This window comes from Acinetobacter sp. BIGb0196, from assembly GCF_011759595.1.
Taxonomy (GTDB): Bacteria; Pseudomonadota; Gammaproteobacteria; order Pseudomonadales; family Moraxellaceae; genus Acinetobacter; species Acinetobacter guillouiae.
Window position 1 is genome coordinate 645,075 of sequence record NZ_JAAOZA010000002.1, and the last position, 16,874, is coordinate 661,948.

The following is a 16,874-nucleotide window of genomic DNA, read 5'->3' on the forward strand; positions in this document are numbered from 1 at the left end:
CTCCGTATCCAGACCAATATGTCTTCAAAAGCTCAGAAAATACCGCGTCGCCATATCAGTGGTGTTTTTTTATTGAATAAGCCTTTAGGCATAAGTTCAAATGCGGCGCTACAAAAAGTGCGGTGGTTGTATCGTGCTCAAAAGGCAGGGCATACAGGGGCACTTGATCCTTTGGCATCTGGACTTTTACCAATCTGTTTAGGTGAAGCGACTAAATTTTCACACTATCTGTTAGATTCGACCAAGCGTTACCAAACGACTGTTCAGCTTGGGCATAGCACGACCACGGGTGATGTCGAAGGTGAAGTTCTACTTGAAAAGGCTGTACCTGAATTAAACCAAGACAGTATTCAACAGGTTTTGGCGCAATTTACCGGAGATATTCAACAAGTTCCGCCAATGTATTCAGCCTTAAAAAAACAAGGCCGTCCTTTATATGAGTTGGCGCGTCAGGGAATTGAGATTGAACGTGAGGCACGGCCAATTCATATTTTTGCCATTGAACTGATTGCTTTTAATCAGTACAGCCTGACCTTAGATATTACCTGCTCTAAAGGAACGTATATTCGAGTTTTGGGTGAAGACATTGCTAAAGCATTGGGAACTTACGGGCATTTAACATACTTAAATCGAACTCAAACTGGTCATTTTGATTTGATTCCGGAATATACCATTGAACATTTGGAAAGCTTGACTGAGCAAGCACGTGAAGCTTTGTTGCTGCCTGTCTATGCACCAATTGATCATTTTCCTAAAGTTCAGGTACCTGAAGGACGTGCGGAATATTTTAGCCGTGGTATGGAAAGTAATATTGAGCATGTTGCCGAAGCTGAAGTCTTGGTTTTTGATGGTGATAAATGTTTAGGCTTGGCTGAAATTACCGATAAAAAGCGTTTAGTGCCTAAACGCGTGCTAAACCTTTAATTTCGTTTCATTGTTAGAAAATAACTCAGTTTAAATCTAAGCCTGATTAAGCTCAAGCAGGATTAAGCCAAAGCAAGGTTAAGTCTCTCAGCGCCTTTTTAATAGACGCATTTAAAAGATAAGTGAATGTTATGGAATTTGATATCATCCTCAGTTTAGTATTCTTTGCCTTTTGTGCAGGGGCAATTGATGCCGCTGTTGGAGGTGGAGGGTTGATTCAAATTCCTGCATTGATGGGTGCTTTACCGCATTATCCTACCGCCACAGTTTTTGGAACCAATAAACTGGCTTCGATTTGTGGAACAGCTTCGGCTGCTTTTTCATATTTAAAACAAGTCAAAATTCAGTGGAAGCTGTTGGCAGTGATTGGAATCACTGCATTTATTAGCTCATTTGGTGGTGCTGCTTGTGTCTCACTGATCCCCCAAGAAATTTTGCGGCCATTTGTATTATTTATGCTGATTGTGATCGCAATCTATACATTTTTTAAGAAGCAATTTGGACAAGTCCATTTTCAACAAGAAATCACGCGTAAAATGTTATTGATCGCGGGTGTGGGTGGTTTATTGATCGGCTTTTATGATGGGATATTTGGGCCAGGTACAGGTAGTTTTTTCATCTTCTATTTTATTCGTTATCTGAAAGTTGACTTTTTGCACGCATCGGCGCTTTCCAAAATTGGCAATTTCATGACCAACTTTGCCGCACTGAGTTTCTTTGTTCCCACTGGACATGTGTTATTTCAATTGGGCCTGCTGATGGCTGTTGCCAATGTGTGTGGTTCATTGGTTGGTGTGAAAATGGCACTGAAATATGGCAGTGGTTTTATTCGTATTCTATTTTTGATTTTGGTCAGCATTTTGATTTGTCGCTTGGCCTATCAAATGTTTGTCGCGTAATTTGCTAGATTCTCTGGTTAATTTTTTTTGATACAAAAAAGCTTAAATTTTGTAAGGCTTTTTTTTGATTTGTCTTCTAAGATTGTTGGTTTCTTGATCGAAAAATCACAAACCGAAGCAATGGAAGGTAAATATCAAATAGGATTATAAAAAGAGGGATTTAGATGAATATATTTGAGGCTTTGAGAGAAAGCCATATCATTCAGAAGGATTTGTCAGAACAATTAACACATACCTCAGGCGATAGTCCTGAACGAAGGAAAATTTTTAATTTATTGAAAAATGAATTATTTGCCCATGCTGTTGCAGAAGATCGCTATTTTTATATTCCGTTAATGATGACGGATTCAGGTTTAAATATTACCCGTTTGGCATTGGCTGAACATCATGAGATGGATGAAATATTACAATCGCTAGAACAAACAGATTTTAGCCACTCTCGCTGGCTGGTTTTAGCGAAACGATTATCTGAAATCATCGCGCATCATATTCATCAAGAAGAGCATTCTTTTTTTCAAAAAGCGCTAAAGATTTTAGATGAAAATCAAAAATTAATCTTAGCAAAGAAATATTTATCGGAATATAAAAAGTATAAAGCAAAAGACCTTATCCGCTTGGTTGGCTAAGTCTGTTGGCTGGTATTTCGTTGACTTGTCTACAAAGGCAACTAAATAAAATTGAAGCTATAAAGTACCTAGAGAATGATGAGCAGATTGCTGAACGATATTTACAATTTTTTAAGTTAATGAGATGCTTCTCATCCATCATATATTTACGCTGATCTTCTCTTCCTTAAGATCGCGTAAATATGGTCGGGATTCTATATGACTGGCAGTGGGTCAGTATTGAGAATGTTTTAGTGAGCATTTGAGCTTTTCGCCGCTCTAAATGTTACCCCTACCGAGGCAATCATAATGCAGATTAAAGCAACGGTTTGCCAAGCAGTAATATGTTCATTCAGTAAAACCATACCTGAAATTGCGGCAAGTGCAGGGGATAGACTCGATAAAGTACCATAGCTCATTTTGCTTAATTGTTTTAAAGCAAGCAGATCTAAGGCATACGGAATCGCGGTTGCTAAAAGTGCAATCAGCAAAGCTTTGCCCCAGTACTGTGTTTGTAGCAAGGCATCTGGGTTATGTACAGCACTAATTGGTAGCATAACCAAGGCAGACAAGACGATTGCAATACTTAGTGCATGCATACCAATATTTTGTCGTACAACTTTTTGCCCAAAATAAATATAACTTGCCCAACAGACACCCGCACCTAAAGCAAAGGCAGCACCAAGATAGGAAAAGTTATGTGCGGTCGCATCTTGCCAAGGCACCATCAAAGCAATGCCAATGATGGCAAGAAATACCCAAATATAGTCAGTTTTTTGTTTAATCGAGAGCAGTGCCAAAGTCAGAGGCCCTAAAAATTCTAATCCAACAGCAATACCTTGAGGCAATTTGCCTAAAGAGGCATAGAACAGCACATTCATCAAACAGACTGAACCACTATAATAAAGTAGCTCATTCCATCTTAGGTAAGGTAAACGCTTGATAATTTTCCATGAACGGAACATTAAAATAATTAAAATAGACGCAAAACATAATCTTAAGGTCACGACGGTAATCGGATCTAAAACCTCAAATAATTGTTTCGCAAATGAGGCACTGATCTGATAAGCCACCATAGATAAAACCATGAAGAGCACAGCAGTGAGTTGAGAATTTGGCATATCTAAGGTGAGGAAAAATATTGCACAGATTTTAACACTTTCTCGGATTTATTTGAGTATTTCGCGAATAGATGAATATTGATTCAACATTTCCCTTTGAGATTCAGCCGAGTCCTCTGTAAGATGGGAATGATTATACTTGCAATGGCACATGTGTTAGGAATAAAAGATGTCAGGAAATACCAATAAAACTGAAAATTTAGGCTTAAATGCAACAGAGCAAGCAGAAGCTTGGTATATCGATGTACTTAAATTAGAACAACAAGGTCTTGCTCAAAATGAGCAAGACGCTCAAGCGCGTGTTGATTTGTTGGTTAATGCCTCTAATCAGAATTTTGCACCTGCAAGTACTTTGTTAGGACAGTGGCATGTTTTAGGCCGTTATGTAAATCAAAGTGTGCAGTCAGCTATTCTTTTTTTTCAACATGCAGCAAAGCTTAATCATGCACTGGCTCATTTAGAACTTGCTTATCTTGGCTTGAACAATGCAACCAATCAATTGACAAAAGCTCAAGCTTTAATGCATTTGCAACAAGCAGTTCAATTGAATCATCCAGAAGCAATTTTTGTTTATGCACAACAACAATTATCACAGGATCCACAGTCAGCATACTTATTACTTTTAAACAATTATTTAAAAAATCAGCATCAAAACAGCCTGAAGTTTTTTGTAGAGTTTTCAGGGTTTGATTCGATCAAAGTACAAAATGAATTGTTAAAAATCGCTGAAAAAGACCATTTTTCCTGTGCTTTATTGGCGTTTAGTTATTTAAAACAGAACAATCTTGATGCTGCTTTAAAATATGCCGATATCGCGCAAGAACATAATGATCCATTTGGCTGCTATGTTCGCGCACTTATTGAACAACAAAGTGCTAAAGCGGATGCGGCAGTTGTGCAAGAGTTTTTACTTAAAGCTGCAAAAAATGGACATATCGAATCTGCTTATTTAGCTGCAGTGACACTGTTGAAAAATTCGGAAAATGCCAAAACTGAGCAAAAGCAGAAAGAATATGCAGCACTCGCTTTTGATCTATTATCGCATGCTGCTGTTTCAGGTAATGTTCCAGCTCAATACTCTTTAGCACAGTGTTTACGCTATGGTATGGGAACTGAGAAGAATCTTGATCAGGGTATTTCTTGGTTAGAACGTGCTGCAATGCAAAACCATCCAGATGCCCAGTTTGAATTGTCGATGTTACTGCCTTTAGAACATGAACATCACCTCCCATTATTAAATTCAGCTGCAGAGAAAGGCCATGTTCAGGCCATGCTGTGTATGTCAATTTTTGAGCAACGTCAAAACAATGCGGATGGGGCATTATTCTGGTTAAACAAAGCCAAAGAGTTGAAAGTTCCACGTGCCTTCTTCTTATTGGCACAAATGTATCAGGAAGGTAAGTGTGTAGAGGCTGATTTAACCCAAAGTGCAGATTTGTTTAAACAAGCTGCCGATCATGGTGATATCGACTCTTATTTTGAATTATTTAAAATTTATAAAGATGGGATCGGGGTGCGTAAAAATAAAAAAACTGCCAGCAAATATTTGGATTTAGCCAAAGAAAACCAGCATATTGAAGCAGCTTCAATTGAGTTTTAATCAAAGATCAGTCTATGTCTGAATTATCGCAACACAAGCTCGCGCATGTAGCGACCTATACCCATGAGACAGGTCGCTTGTTTGTGGTAGGTGATATACATGGTTGTTATGATTTGTTGATGCAACAGCTTGAACGTGTTCAATTTAACTTTGAAAAGGATCTATTGATTGCTGTAGGGGATCTTGTTGATCGTGGTCCTGACAGTTTGAAATGTTTGCATCTGCTTGCAGAGCCTTGGTTTAAAGCTGTTTTAGGCAATCATGAAGAAATGTGTTTATTGTCGCAGATCGATCCGATGATGAAAGATATGCATGCGCATCATGGTGGAAAATGGTTTTATGCATTAAGTCCAGATCAGCAGCAACAAGTCATCGATCAATTAAACACTTTACCCATACTGTTAGAAGTCATTTATCAAAATAAGAAGTATGGCTTTGTGCATGCCGATATAGATCTAAATGATTGGGATGCGTTTAAAGTTGCGACACGATCTAAAAGTCGCGAATTGGCGTTATGGGGCAGAGGACGAATTAAAAATAAACGCTTTATGCGTTATTCAACAGTTGTCGGTGTGGAGCAGGTTTTTCTAGGTCATACCGTGGTTGATTTTGTCACCAAGAAGCATAATTGCTATTTTCTAGATACGGGCGCTTGTTTTGGAAGTGAGTTAAGCCTTGTTGAAATAGATCATCACCGCCCGATAGAAAAACAAGTGTTTGTCCTGAAGTCATAATTTTGCTTATTATTGTTTAAATATTTTTAAGAGTTCAGGCTATTCATTGCAGTGAATTTTATATGGCTATTACTTAAATTTTATCTGTGTAGTGGAAAAAATAAGTCTTTAATTAAAAAATACATACATATAAAAGCATTAACTATTAAATACATAAGTATAAGATTTTGAATTTTAAAGAAAAAATATTTATTTCTAATCAAGGTCATTCTTTCATTTATCGATATTCAATCAAATTTTTTGCCATTACTTGATTCGATACAGTAAGCATCAACTCGGTTAGATTGAGCAAAATATTAAAATATTTTTAAAATAAAACAGCTATTATTAATAATTAATTCACAGTAATATAAGTTATCGTGATGGATATCGCGAATTAAATAACAATAAGGTGATCAGAATGATGAGATCGAAAAATTATATAAAATGGTTTCTTTTTGCATGGGTAAGCTTACTTTTGTTGGCTTGTAACTCTTCAACAAAATTTGAACAGGGTCTTACAGCCAAATTTGAATATAGTCCAACAGCGCCAAGTATCGGTGAAGTTGTCAAATTTGATGGAACGAAAAGTACGGTTGACCAAACAAAAGAAGCCAGTGCAATTGCTAGCTATGCTTGGAACTTTGGAGATGGTTCAAGCGGAACAGGTGCTACAGTTGAACATAGTTATACCAAAGTTGGTCAATATACCGTGAGCCTGACGATAACAGACCTAGCAGGTCGGACCGACTCAACAACACAGAAAATAGAAGTAAAACAGGGAGCAACAACGATAAACCGTGAGGTTTTAGTCTCAGCTCAAACGGTTGATGGCGCTTCGATTCCAAATACAAATATTACAATAGAGGGGCAAAGTGTTAAAACAGATCAAAATGGTCGTGCGACTTTGAATCTAATACTTCCTCAAAACACACAAAAAGTGGTGGCTAAATTTGAAAAAGAAGGCTTTATCACGCAGTCAATTGTTTATGATATTGCCAATTTAAAAGCAATCTCAGCAAATTTATTGGCCATTAAACAAATTGTTCCTGTGTCAGAGATCTCTGACGCTCAAGTGATTCAATCCTTAAATTTGGGTGCACGCATTAGCATCCCCGCCAATGCTTTTGTAAAAGCAGATGGCAGCCTAGCCACAGGTGCAGTGACTGTTGAATTTACTCCATGGGATATTACCAATCGTGATTTAAATGCAATGCCTGCCAATGGTGTAGCACGCGATGCGCAAGGCAACATCGTGGATCTGATCAGTGCTGGAATGATTACAGCCACATTTAAAGATGCAGGTGGTCAGAAATTACAACTTGCAGCTGGTAAAACAGCAGACCTTCAAATGAATCTGCCGATAAAGAGTATCAATAATCAACAGATGAAAATAGGTACACAAATTCCAATGTGGTATTTTGACCAAGTGAGTGGATTGTGGATTGAAGAAGGTATTGGGCAGGTAATGCTGTCAAACCAATCGTCTACAGGCCTTGCTGTACATGCAACAGTGAAGCATTTTTCAACATGGAACTGGGATTTGAAATTTGAAAATGCAGGTTCAGTCTTTGTGCAGTGCCAATCCAATGGTGAGGGGATTCCATGCAATGTGACTGCAAAAATCAGCTTAAATGATGGTTCATCCTTAACCAAATCCAACAGTATTCCTAAAGAAGGGTTGACGGTGGTGAATATGCCTTCGAGTGGTTCAATTTATTGGACTGCAAAAGATCTAACAGGCACGATGCTGGGTGAAAAAACTTCGACAACCTCAGGTAATGTGATTATTGATCTTGGAAAATCAGCCACAGATCATTTTGTAAAATGTGCACTACCCAATGGGACGTTTGTGGCATGTTTTGGCAAAATAAATGACCAGTTGGATTTTTCAATATCGCAAGATGGCGGTCGTTTCCTCACAGGTATAAAAGACCCAGACGGGCAGTTGGATTGGTCTGCACAAACGGCTTTAATTTTTGAGAGTAATCAATGGGTGCGTTATAAAGGCCAGCAAACTTCAGGTTTAACAGGTAATGTTAATATTATCTTGGCAGATCGTGAAGTTGTTTATGTCAGCAATCAAGGCTTGAGTTTCCCGATTGTCTGTACCAGTTTGATTGAGGATCCTTTAAATGGGACCACTGAGCCCAATGGGAATTGGGAAGTTGTTCCTGAATTAATTGGAAAGTCATGCAATATAGAAATCACGGTATATAACATAGATGGTAGCAATGAGATCTTAACTTATAATGCAATCTATGGAAAACCGACGCAGATTCAATTACCAAGTAAATATTCAGGTTTTGATTCAGCTGGAAAAGGCCCTATTACTTATTTAAGTATTTATGTAAATATAGAAGACAGTAATGGTGACTTGGTTGAACGAATTGGTCTTGAACTAGAGCCAGATCCGAATAGCATGATAAAACTAATTATGGATGCACCTGATTGGTAGGTTTTAGATGAGTGAATTGAAACCACCTTTCGAGGTGGTTTTATCCTTTATGCCGTGCTTTTTGTGTGGTTACGGTGCAGCCAATTGATGCACTAATGATGGTGGCTAAGGCCAACCATTGGGTCCATAATAATTGTTCATTTAAGAAAATAAACCCTGAAAATGCGGCAATTGCAGGCTCAAGACTCATTAGTGTACCAAAACTTAAAGCAGATAAATTTCTTAATGCAATCATTTCCAATGAAAACGGCAAGGCACTTGCCAAGATCGCCAATGCAATAAAATAAATTAAATTTGAAGGTTCAAAAACCTGTAAAGGCATCCCAGAAAATAAGGCGATTGGCATTAAACACAACATGCCTACAAACATCCCCAAGCATACAGTATGGTTTCCAGAAACCCCTGAAGGTCGTTGACCTGCAATAATATACAGCGCCCAGCAAGCGCCAGCAGCTAAGGCAAAGGCAATGCCAATAGGATCGAGGCTTTGCTTTGCCTGATCAAATGGAAACAGTAAAACTAGTCCAAGTATCGCAAGTCCGACCCAAATAAAATCGAATTTTTGCCGTGCATGAAACAGGGCCACACTGAGCGGTCCAATAAATTCAAACGCTACGGCAATGCCGAGTGGAATACGATGAATTGATAAGTAAAATAAAGCATTCATTCCTGCAAGGGCAATACCATAACTGATGATGGATGACCATTTCACCTGTTTAAAATTGACCTGCCAAATTTTAAAAATCACGGCCAAAATCAATGAGCCGAGCAATAAACGCATAGCGGAAATGGTAAGGACTGGAAATTGATCAAATAATGTTTTTGCTAATGCGCCACTGCTTTGCATACTGATCATGGCAATGAACAATAGAACTAAAGCTTGCAGGTGTGGTGCATTTTTTAAATTTGGCATTGTTTCTGAAATTTAGAGTAAGGGCTTGGAGGAAAATCTCCGCAACAGGCTTTTTATATAAAACAATTTAGATGAAATGCTCATGTAATTTGCAAAGCTTATTGCGCTTTAGATAGTACACTGTCTTTGTAGAGTAGGGTGAGAGAAGATGCTAAATAGTTTATTAATCAAATAATTTAACTTAAAAAAATGCTATCGGAAAGAAGTGAAAGATTTATAAATCCCATAAAAAAAACCACAGGCAAATACCTGTGGTTTTTTAGCTTAAATCGTCTTAGAACAATACGCGAACGCGGATTGTGCCTTCAACTTCATGAAGTGTATCAAGCGCTTCTTGAGATGCAGTTGCGTCTACATCCATCACCAAGTAACCAACATCACCTTTAGTCATTAATGACTGACCAGAAATGTTGATGCCATGCTCAGCGAACAGGTTGTTAATTTTAGATAACACGCCTGGCACGTTTTTATGGATGTGTAGTAAACGGTGTTTACCTTCAGTCAATGGAAGTGCGATTTCAGGGAAGTTTACTGCAGATAAAGTCATACCTTTATCCGAATAAGCAACAAATTTTTCAGCAACTTCTAGACCGATGTTGGCTTGCGCTTCCATGGTTGAACCACCAACGTGAGGTGTTAAAATCACATTGTCTAGGCCACGAAGTGGAGAAACAAATTCTTCACCATTGGCTTTAGGTTCTTTCGGGAATACGTCAACAGCTGCACCAGCAATATGACCAGATTTAATCGCATCTGCCAAATCTTCAATAACAACACATGTACCACGTGCAGCATTGATGAAGATTGAACCTTCTTTCATTTTCGCAAATTGAGCTTTTGCAAAGAAGTTACGAGTTGAAGGAACATCGGGTACATGCAGTGTAACAACATCTGCATTTGCAAGTAGTTCATCTAAAGAACCCACTTGACGTGCATTACCCATAGGAAGCTTAGTCACAGCATCATAATAAATGACGTGCATACCCATGCTTTCAGCTAAAACTGAAAGTTGAGAACCAATAGAGCCATAACCCACGATACCTAAAGTTTTACCACGCGTTTCAAATGAACCTACCGCAGACTTGTTCCAACCACCGCGGTGAGTTGAAGCAGATTTAGCAGGCACACCACGAAGTAAAAGAATTGATTCTGCAAGAACCAATTCAGCAACTGAACGAGTATTTGAGTATGGTGCGTTAAATACAGGAATACCACGAATCATGGCTGCATTTAAATTCACTTGGTTTGTTCCGATACAGAAACAACCCACTGCGATCAATTTATTCGCAGCTGCAAAGACTTCTTCAGTTAATTGTGTACGGGAACGAATACCAATGAAGTGTGCATCTTTAACCGCTTCTTTCAACGCTTCACCCTCAAGCGCAGTTTTACGGTAATCGATATTGGTATATCCGGCAGCATTTAACGTGTCGATTGCGTTTTGATGAACGCCCTCTAACAACAAGAAACGAATTTTATCTTTAGGTAGTGAAAGATGTTGGCTCATTACGGCTCCGCTACAAAGGCCAAATTTAGTCGCAATATGATACCATAGACCTTGTTCTATAGATATTTCGATTGTGACAGTACAGTGGATATTTTATCTACGATTTCTGATAAGCATTATTCAAAAATTAAATGAAATGCTAATGCATTGATTTTTATAATGCTTGAAGCACACTTTATACACAAAGTGTGGATAATGTGAATCAAATCTGTGCTTTATCCTCAGCAGTCATCTAGGTAAAATACTGCTAAAATCAGTAAAGTTGCCGATTTCAGCTATAAAAAATGCTGAAAATTTTTCACAGACTGATTTAAAATCTCGAATGTTGTATAGCACAACCTCTTATTTACTTCTTGCTAGGTCCGCAAAACGATGAATGCTCCAGTAACGATAGCACCTGAATTATTGACCCAATTGACGCAAATCGTCGGTGAAAACCGAATTAAAACCGATGCTGACAGCTTAGAAAATTGGGGCAAAGACCATACTAAGCATTTTGATCCTCAGCCATCGGTCATCGTTTTCCCATCGAGCACAGAGCAAGTGCAAGCAATTGTTCAATTGGCTAATCAGTTTAATGTTGCGATTACCCCATCGGGTGGCCGTACAGGTTTATCGGCAGGTGCTGTTGCTGCCAATGGTGAAATTGTCGTGAGCTTCGACAAAATGAACCAAATTTTAGAATTTTATCCAGCTGACCGTATGGTACGTATTCAAGCGGGTGTAGTGACTGAACAGTTGCAGAACTATGCAGAAGAACAGGGGATGTATTATCCGGTTGATTTTGCTTCTGCTGGTTCATCACAATTGGGTGGTAACATTGGAACCAATGCAGGCGGAATTAAAGTGATCAAATACGGGATGACTCGTAATTGGGTACTTGGTCTGACCGTGGTGACAGGTAAAGGTGATGTATTGCGTTTAAACAAAGGCATGATTAAAAATGCTACAGGTTATGCAATGCAACATTTATTCATCGGTGGTGAAGGGACTTTAGGCTTAGTGACTGAAGCTGAAATTAAACTTGAACGCCAACCGCATGATCTACAAGTGATGGTATTGGGTGTTCCTGATTTTGATGCAATCATGCCTGTATTACATGCATTCCAAAGCAAAATTGATTTAACTGCCTTTGAGTTCTTTGGTGAACTGGCGATGCAAAAAGTTTTGGATCGTGGTCATGTACAACGTCCATTTGAAACTGAATGCCCATTCTACGTTTTACTTGAATTTGAAGCGCCGTATGAACCGATTATGGATGCTGCGATGGAAATTTTCGAGCATTGCATGGAACAAGGCTGGGTGCTTGATGGAGTGATGAGCCAAAATCTTGAACAAGTTCAAAGCTTATGGCGTTTACGTGAAGACATTTCTGAAACGATTGCCCCATTTACTCCGTATAAAAATGATATTTCAGTATTGATTACACATGTTCCTGCTTTTATTAAGGAAATTGATACAATTGTTGCTGAAAATTATCCTGATTTCGAAATCTGCTGGTTCGGCCATATTGGTGATGGAAACCTACACTTAAATATTTTAAAACCTGTGAATTTATCTAAAGATGAATTCTTTGCCAAATGTCAGGTGGTAAATAAGTATGTGTTTGAAACTGTGAAGAAATATGACGGTTCAATTTCTGCAGAGCATGGCGTAGGCATGACCAAAAAGCCTTATCTGGATTACACACGGACTGCTGAAGAAATTGAATATATGAAAGCCTTGAAGAAAGTGTTCGATCCAAATGGCATCATGAACCCAGGTAAGTTATTTGATCTGTAATGATTTAAATAGCTCGTTTGTACAAGCGCTTCGAGAGAAGCGCTTTTTTATTGCCGAACAAAAGATAAAATAAAGTTACATGCTGGTCGCCATTTATTGCTGAAAATTTGTTATGTTGGTTGCGCTTAAATATTGATAAGAAACTGAAAACTATGCTCATTGATAACATTTTAATTTCTAAACAAAGTTTAGACAGTGATGATCACTATGATGTGATTATGTCCAATATTGATAGCTTAAATGGCTTATTTGAACATTATGTCGAATATGATGAAGTATCCGCAGAGGCTTTATACAGTTATTTTGTCGATTACTATCTTGCTCAAGTCAATAATGGTGGTTTTTCACAATTCGTTTATAACACGGGTTGGGATGCGTTCATGGTGAAACATGTTCGTGAAGGATTAAAAGCCATGAATGCAACTGAGCATTCTGCTCTCTTTGAGCAAAGTGCGGATTTAATTGATCAGTTTTCGGATGAGCAATTAGAACAGTTCTTAGAGGGTGAATACTTTGGTGAAAATGAGCAACGAGATATTCTCAATGCTTTTGATGACCAGTTTTATGCATTGAATGATAGTGAAGATTTGATTGAAATAAATAGTCGATGGTTAAAGCAACATCCAAAGCTACAGGTTGTTGATGAAGATCAGATTTTGACGATTGTAGAGCAAGTCGCAGCCAAAATTCCAAATTTAGAACAACGTAAACAGCAAGCAGCGGAAAACAGCCCACGTTATTTTAAAATTATTCAAGCTTTATGCCTGCAAGCAGGTCAGGAACTAGATCGTATTACCATTGGTGATCCATCACATGAGTATAATGGGCAAGAGATCGTTGCTTGGCATTTTCTAACTGATGCAGGGCATTTTTATATGCTGGATCTAGGTGATCAAGCCTTGATGTTTAATGAAAATGATCAACAAATCATAGCGCTCGATGTTAGCCATATTGCAGATGAGTCATAAAGACACAGTTTTTAAATAGTGTACGTTTAAAAAGCATAGCATCATTAGGCTATGCTTTTAGTTTTAGGGTGATCAGAATGAATCGTTTGAGTTTAATTTCAGTATTTTGTTTAGTGGCTTTGTCTGGCTGTGCAACAACACAAAATTTAATGAATAAAGTAGGTGGTTCAGAGACACCATTAAGTCAGGTTTTAAATGAACGTCCTGATTTGCGTAAGGATCTCGCGACTGTTGAGTTGCGTCAGTATTTTAATAGTGTGGAATCACCCACTGTCGCAGAAGTGAAGTTGACTGAAACAGGTTTGATGGATGATTCTGTGCGCTCAATTCGTAGTGTGTATAGCTTTAAAAATATTGATGGTCAGTGGAAACGTATAGATATGCAGAAGGAATATCAGTGCTATCGTGGTAAAAACACTAAGACCTTCCAAAAGGCAAAATGTCCTTGATAATTTTTTGATTTATGCTTGAAAAATAGATAGAAATGCTGGATAAAAACGTATCAGACTTGGTACGTTTTTTTTATTTGGGAAATAACAATAAATGAATATTTTAATTGTAGGTAATGGTTTTGATCTTTCGCATTTTTTGTCTGCTACAAGAAGTTGAATATATAAAAATATATAGTCAAACCACCTCATTATTCATACAAGTGATTTCCATCAAGTCATTAATCATCAATAAAGTTTATGTTTTTGTATGAACTTTTAGAAACTGTTGGTTATCAATTCATTTTTTGTACTTTTGAATCCTAGATGGTTGTTCTATCGTGTGGCGACATGGATGTCGCCGTTGGGTGGGGGTACAGGACGGACCCCTCGCCAAACATGAGCAAAAACAAAGCACAGCTTTGTTTGCAGCGCAAGGTTTGGCATCCGACTACGAAAAGTGAGGCATCGCCTACGCAAAGGTATTTAAACTTTGAATGTAAGGTGCGGTATAGCAAGCTTTTTATAATCAAACAATTTATTTTTTACATGTAATTGATTAATTAAAAGTATTAATTAATCGAAATTCTATTCTTATGTCTGAGCTTTTGACAGGTTGGCTATAAAGCAAATTATGCTGGTAAATATCAGGATGAACTAAAGCGAATATTGATGAAGTTCTTGAATTAAAAATAAAGGGAAGTCGACTTTGGATTCAAAGAAAATTTAAAAAGCACTGAAATTAATGATATAAAACTTATAGATTTACCCAAAATGTGAACACAATGAACATCCAACAAGAAATTCAACACTTATTCCAAAACAGAGATGAACATCCACTGTTTTATATCGAAAGCGGTAGTCGCTTATGGGGCATGGCAAGTCCAGACAGTGATTACGATGTACGTGGTTTTCATCTACCCTCCAAGGCACAATATTACGATTATCGCCAACACCGTGATTTAATCGAGATCATGGATGGCGACTTTGACTTTGTTTCATTCGACTTAAATAAAATGTTTGGGCTTTTGGCAAAAAGTAATCCGACTGTTTTAGAGTGGGTACGTGCACATATTGTCTATTTTAATCAATTTCCTGAATGGGAGAAATTTAGAGATGGCTTACTTGAACGAATAGACTATAAAGCGCTGTATTATCATTACTTGTCGTTGGCTAAAGGCGGTATGCATGTCATGCAAACCGCAGATAACTTTACCTATAAAAAAGTGTTTTATTCTATTCGTGGTCTGATGTCAGCAGAACTAGCAACACAGCAAATTATGCCTGAACTCCTGATTACGCAATTGTTTGATCAAATCGACGCTCATGATCCCTTACGGCATTGGGCAGAAGATTATTTAGAAATCAAAAAACAGCAAAAAGAAAAAGTGCAATTACCTGTCGCGGAACAAGCGCAAATCTTACAACTGTTAGAAAATAAAATTGAGGCCTTAAATTTAAGAGCGATTGAACCGACCAATGATATTGAAAAATTAAAGCAATATCTCACCGAATATAGCTTTAATTTAAAACAACATTTTTATGGCTAATGCTTTTACTCAATCAGAGAATAGTGACACTATGAAAACCCTTGCCTTTATTCATCGTAATGACACCCGCTTTGCGATAGGGGATTTTTATCCTGTACTTTCTGTATTTTCACACTATGAATTAGGCAATACCGTCTCTCCCTTTCTGTTATTGGATCATTTAGGACCTGGTGTTTTAAAACCGACCAATTTACGCAAAGGGGTGAGTGAGCATCCTCATCGTGGTTTTGAAACGGTTACCCTGATTTTTGCTGGTGAATTAGAACACCGTGATTCATCGGGTGGTGGTGGTATTGTTTCAGCGGGTGATGTGCAATGGATGACCGCAGCTTCAGGTGTGGAACACAAAGAGGTCTTTAGTGAGGCATTTTCAAAAACGGGTGGTTATTTTGAAATGGTGCAACTGTGGGTAAATTTACCTGCCAAAGATAAAATGAATCCACCACGTTACCAAAGCTTGCGAAAAGCCAATATTCCAGTGATTGAACTTCCGAATAGTGCTGGAACGGTACGAGTGATTGCTGGAGACTACCAAGGGCAACACGGGCCAGCAAAAACGCATTCGCCACTTCAAGTTTTGGATATTGAAATCCAAGCAGGGCATAAGGTCAGATTGCCCGCAGGCGCAGGAGAAACCACACTGGTCTATTTACGAACGGGTAAGGCTCAGTTTCAAGCTGAAGATGAAATATTTGAAGAGCAAGGGCTTGCTGTGATGTCGAGTTTGGAACAAGACTTTGAAATAACGGCATTGCAACAGTGTAAATTGTTGCTGCTTACAGGCAAACCGCTTCAAGAACCGATCAATGGGCATGGGCCATTCGTCATGAACAACTACGCAGAAATTCTTGAAGCATATGACGATATTAAGCGTGGCACATTTATCAAATCAACAGTGCGCGAAGATGAATAAAGCAAACTGTGAGAATTACAATTTGCTCTAATACCTAATTTATCGATTGAGGTTTGTTCTTGAGTGCAATCAAGCCTTTGATCAGCAATGCAATCCCGATACCCACACATAATCCCATTAAGAACTTGCCAAATATACCCAAGCCCAATTCTTTATGGTTGGCTGAGCTAATCGCTTTCGCCGTATCTTCAGCCGAGGCGGTCGCATTGGCTTGACTATCCATCAATGCCACAAAGCCTGTATCTGTTTTACAGCTTCCTATGATGGTGCTTGAGTTTTCAGCATATTTATTTTGAACCAATTGTTCACATCGCGCCTGATCTTCAGCACTAATTTTAGGTGCAGAACTAATAAAATAAAGTCCTCCACCCACCAACAATAAAATCACGCCAATAATGATCAGCGATATTGGGTTTTTATTTTTCATTTAAATTATTTATATCCGCTTATACAGCATTTAGAGTAGCTTAAGAATAATAAATGTTCAACTTTC

General features: G+C 38.2%; 16 protein-coding genes. 12 read left to right on the forward strand and 4 right to left on the reverse strand.

Going from position 1 to position 16,874, the window contains the following annotated elements; translation table 11 throughout:
• The first annotated feature begins 18 nt into the window (after nucleotides 1–18).
• The 3 genes from truB to FHR28_RS15805 all read left to right on the forward strand — a co-directional run bounded on the left by truB (nucleotide 19) and on the right by FHR28_RS15805 (nucleotide 2,449).
• Nucleotides 19–924, forward strand: coding sequence for a tRNA pseudouridine(55) synthase TruB (gene truB, locus FHR28_RS15795; RefSeq protein WP_166783039.1), 906 nt, complete (start codon nucleotides 19–21; stop codon nucleotides 922–924).
• Nucleotides 925–1,055: 131 nt separating this feature from the next.
• Complete coding sequence (locus FHR28_RS15800; RefSeq protein WP_166783040.1) at nucleotides 1,056–1,823, forward strand: sulfite exporter TauE/SafE family protein; 768 nt, start codon at nucleotides 1,056–1,058, stop codon at nucleotides 1,821–1,823.
• 164 nt (nucleotides 1,824–1,987) lie between these two features.
• Nucleotides 1,988–2,449 (forward strand): hemerythrin domain-containing protein, encoded by a 462-nt coding sequence (locus FHR28_RS15805; protein WP_056516695.1) that lies wholly within the window; start codon nucleotides 1,988–1,990, stop codon nucleotides 2,447–2,449.
• A 230-nt stretch (nucleotides 2,450–2,679) separates the two neighbouring features.
• Here the strand turns inward: FHR28_RS15805 and FHR28_RS15810 are convergent, their stop codons facing one another.
• Nucleotides 2,680–3,549 (reverse strand): EamA family transporter, encoded by an 870-nt coding sequence (locus tag FHR28_RS15810; protein WP_056516700.1) that lies wholly within the window; start codon nucleotides 3,547–3,549, stop codon nucleotides 2,680–2,682.
• 169 nt (nucleotides 3,550–3,718) lie between these two features.
• Between FHR28_RS15810 and FHR28_RS15815 the strand changes: the two genes are divergently transcribed.
• The 3 genes from FHR28_RS15815 (at nucleotide 3,719) to FHR28_RS15825 (ending at nucleotide 8,320) form a co-directional block, all read left to right on the forward strand.
• On the forward strand, nucleotides 3,719–5,149 hold the full coding sequence (locus FHR28_RS15815; protein WP_151956636.1) for a tetratricopeptide repeat protein: 1,431 nt from the start codon (nucleotides 3,719–3,721) through the stop codon (nucleotides 5,147–5,149).
• Nucleotides 5,150–5,163: 14 nt separating this feature from the next.
• Entirely contained in the window at nucleotides 5,164–5,883 is a 720-nt protein-coding gene (locus FHR28_RS15820) for a metallophosphoesterase (protein ID WP_004718259.1), read from the forward strand.
• Between the two features lie 400 nt (nucleotides 5,884–6,283).
• A complete protein-coding gene (locus tag FHR28_RS15825) occupies nucleotides 6,284–8,320 on the forward strand; it encodes a PKD domain-containing protein (protein ID WP_166783041.1) in 2,037 nt (678 codons plus the stop codon).
• Nucleotides 8,321–8,360: 40 nt separating this feature from the next.
• Here the strand turns inward: FHR28_RS15825 and FHR28_RS15830 are convergent, their stop codons facing one another.
• Together FHR28_RS15830 and serA are read right to left on the reverse strand one after the other, a co-directional pair.
• A complete protein-coding gene (locus tag FHR28_RS15830; RefSeq protein ID WP_166783042.1) occupies nucleotides 8,361–9,233 on the reverse strand; it encodes an EamA family transporter in 873 nt (290 codons plus the stop codon).
• Nucleotides 9,234–9,507: 274 nt separating this feature from the next.
• The gene (serA, locus tag FHR28_RS15835) at nucleotides 9,508–10,740 is read right to left on the reverse strand and encodes a phosphoglycerate dehydrogenase (RefSeq protein WP_004718250.1); all 1,233 of its coding nucleotides are present in this window, start codon (nucleotides 10,738–10,740) and stop codon (nucleotides 9,508–9,510) included.
• Nucleotides 10,741–11,112: 372 nt separating this feature from the next.
• Between serA and FHR28_RS15840 the strand changes: the two genes are divergently transcribed.
• The 6 genes from FHR28_RS15840 (at nucleotide 11,113) to FHR28_RS15860 (ending at nucleotide 16,381) form a co-directional block, all read left to right on the forward strand.
• Nucleotides 11,113–12,522, forward strand: a complete 1,410-nt coding sequence (locus FHR28_RS15840; protein ID WP_004718247.1) for an FAD-binding oxidoreductase — start codon at nucleotides 11,113–11,115, stop codon at nucleotides 12,520–12,522.
• A gap of 152 nt (nucleotides 12,523–12,674) precedes the next feature.
• Nucleotides 12,675–13,490 (forward strand): DMP19 family protein, encoded by an 816-nt coding sequence (locus tag FHR28_RS15845; protein WP_166783043.1) that lies wholly within the window; start codon nucleotides 12,675–12,677, stop codon nucleotides 13,488–13,490.
• A gap of 77 nt (nucleotides 13,491–13,567) precedes the next feature.
• On the forward strand, nucleotides 13,568–13,939 hold the full coding sequence (locus tag FHR28_RS15850; protein WP_166783044.1) for a hypothetical protein: 372 nt from the start codon (nucleotides 13,568–13,570) through the stop codon (nucleotides 13,937–13,939).
• A 320-nt stretch (nucleotides 13,940–14,259) separates the two neighbouring features.
• Nucleotides 14,260–14,382 carry a hypothetical protein gene (locus tag FHR28_RS22040; RefSeq protein ID WP_259191678.1) on the forward strand — a complete coding sequence of 41 codons (123 nt, stop codon included), beginning with the start codon at nucleotides 14,260–14,262 and terminating at the stop codon, nucleotides 14,380–14,382.
• Nucleotides 14,383–14,703: 321 nt separating this feature from the next.
• The gene (locus FHR28_RS15855; RefSeq protein WP_166783045.1) at nucleotides 14,704–15,468 is read left to right on the forward strand and encodes a DNA polymerase beta superfamily protein; all 765 of its coding nucleotides are present in this window, start codon (nucleotides 14,704–14,706) and stop codon (nucleotides 15,466–15,468) included.
• A gap of 31 nt (nucleotides 15,469–15,499) precedes the next feature.
• Nucleotides 15,500–16,381, forward strand: coding sequence for a pirin family protein (locus tag FHR28_RS15860; RefSeq protein WP_166783574.1), 882 nt, complete (start codon nucleotides 15,500–15,502; stop codon nucleotides 16,379–16,381).
• A 34-nt stretch (nucleotides 16,382–16,415) separates the two neighbouring features.
• Here the strand turns inward: FHR28_RS15860 and FHR28_RS15865 are convergent, their stop codons facing one another.
• Nucleotides 16,416–16,808 carry a hypothetical protein gene (locus FHR28_RS15865; RefSeq protein WP_004718237.1) on the reverse strand — a complete coding sequence of 131 codons (393 nt, stop codon included), beginning with the start codon at nucleotides 16,806–16,808 and terminating at the stop codon, nucleotides 16,416–16,418.
• Nucleotides 16,809–16,874 lie beyond the last annotated feature (66 nt).

What these genes read in the sequence shown, in the direction of transcription:
- truB (WP_166783039.1), top strand. Translation starts at nt 19, where the DNA reads ATGTCTTCAAAAGCTCAGAAAATACCGCGTCGCCATATCAGTGGTGTT.
- FHR28_RS15800 (WP_166783040.1), top strand. Translation starts at nt 1,056, where the DNA reads ATGGAATTTGATATCATCCTCAGTTTAGTATTCTTTGCCTTTTGTGCA.
- FHR28_RS15805 (WP_056516695.1), top strand. Translation starts at nt 1,988, where the DNA reads ATGAATATATTTGAGGCTTTGAGAGAAAGCCATATCATTCAGAAGGAT.
- FHR28_RS15810 (WP_056516700.1), bottom strand. Translation starts at nt 3,549, where the DNA reads ATGCCAAATTCTCAACTCACTGCTGTGCTCTTCATGGTTTTATCTATG.
- FHR28_RS15815 (WP_151956636.1), top strand. Translation starts at nt 3,719, where the DNA reads ATGTCAGGAAATACCAATAAAACTGAAAATTTAGGCTTAAATGCAACA.
- FHR28_RS15820 (WP_004718259.1), top strand. Translation starts at nt 5,164, where the DNA reads ATGTCTGAATTATCGCAACACAAGCTCGCGCATGTAGCGACCTATACC.
- FHR28_RS15825 (WP_166783041.1), top strand. Translation starts at nt 6,284, where the DNA reads ATGATGAGATCGAAAAATTATATAAAATGGTTTCTTTTTGCATGGGTA.
- FHR28_RS15830 (WP_166783042.1), bottom strand. Translation starts at nt 9,233, where the DNA reads ATGCCAAATTTAAAAAATGCACCACACCTGCAAGCTTTAGTTCTATTG.
- serA (WP_004718250.1), bottom strand. Translation starts at nt 10,740, where the DNA reads ATGAGCCAACATCTTTCACTACCTAAAGATAAAATTCGTTTCTTGTTG.
- FHR28_RS15840 (WP_004718247.1), top strand. Translation starts at nt 11,113, where the DNA reads ATGAATGCTCCAGTAACGATAGCACCTGAATTATTGACCCAATTGACG.
- FHR28_RS15845 (WP_166783043.1), top strand. Translation starts at nt 12,675, where the DNA reads ATGCTCATTGATAACATTTTAATTTCTAAACAAAGTTTAGACAGTGAT.
- FHR28_RS15850 (WP_166783044.1), top strand. Translation starts at nt 13,568, where the DNA reads ATGAATCGTTTGAGTTTAATTTCAGTATTTTGTTTAGTGGCTTTGTCT.
- FHR28_RS15855 (WP_166783045.1), top strand. Translation starts at nt 14,704, where the DNA reads ATGAACATCCAACAAGAAATTCAACACTTATTCCAAAACAGAGATGAA.
- FHR28_RS15860 (WP_166783574.1), top strand. Translation starts at nt 15,500, where the DNA reads ATGAAAACCCTTGCCTTTATTCATCGTAATGACACCCGCTTTGCGATA.
- FHR28_RS15865 (WP_004718237.1), bottom strand. Translation starts at nt 16,808, where the DNA reads ATGAAAAATAAAAACCCAATATCGCTGATCATTATTGGCGTGATTTTA.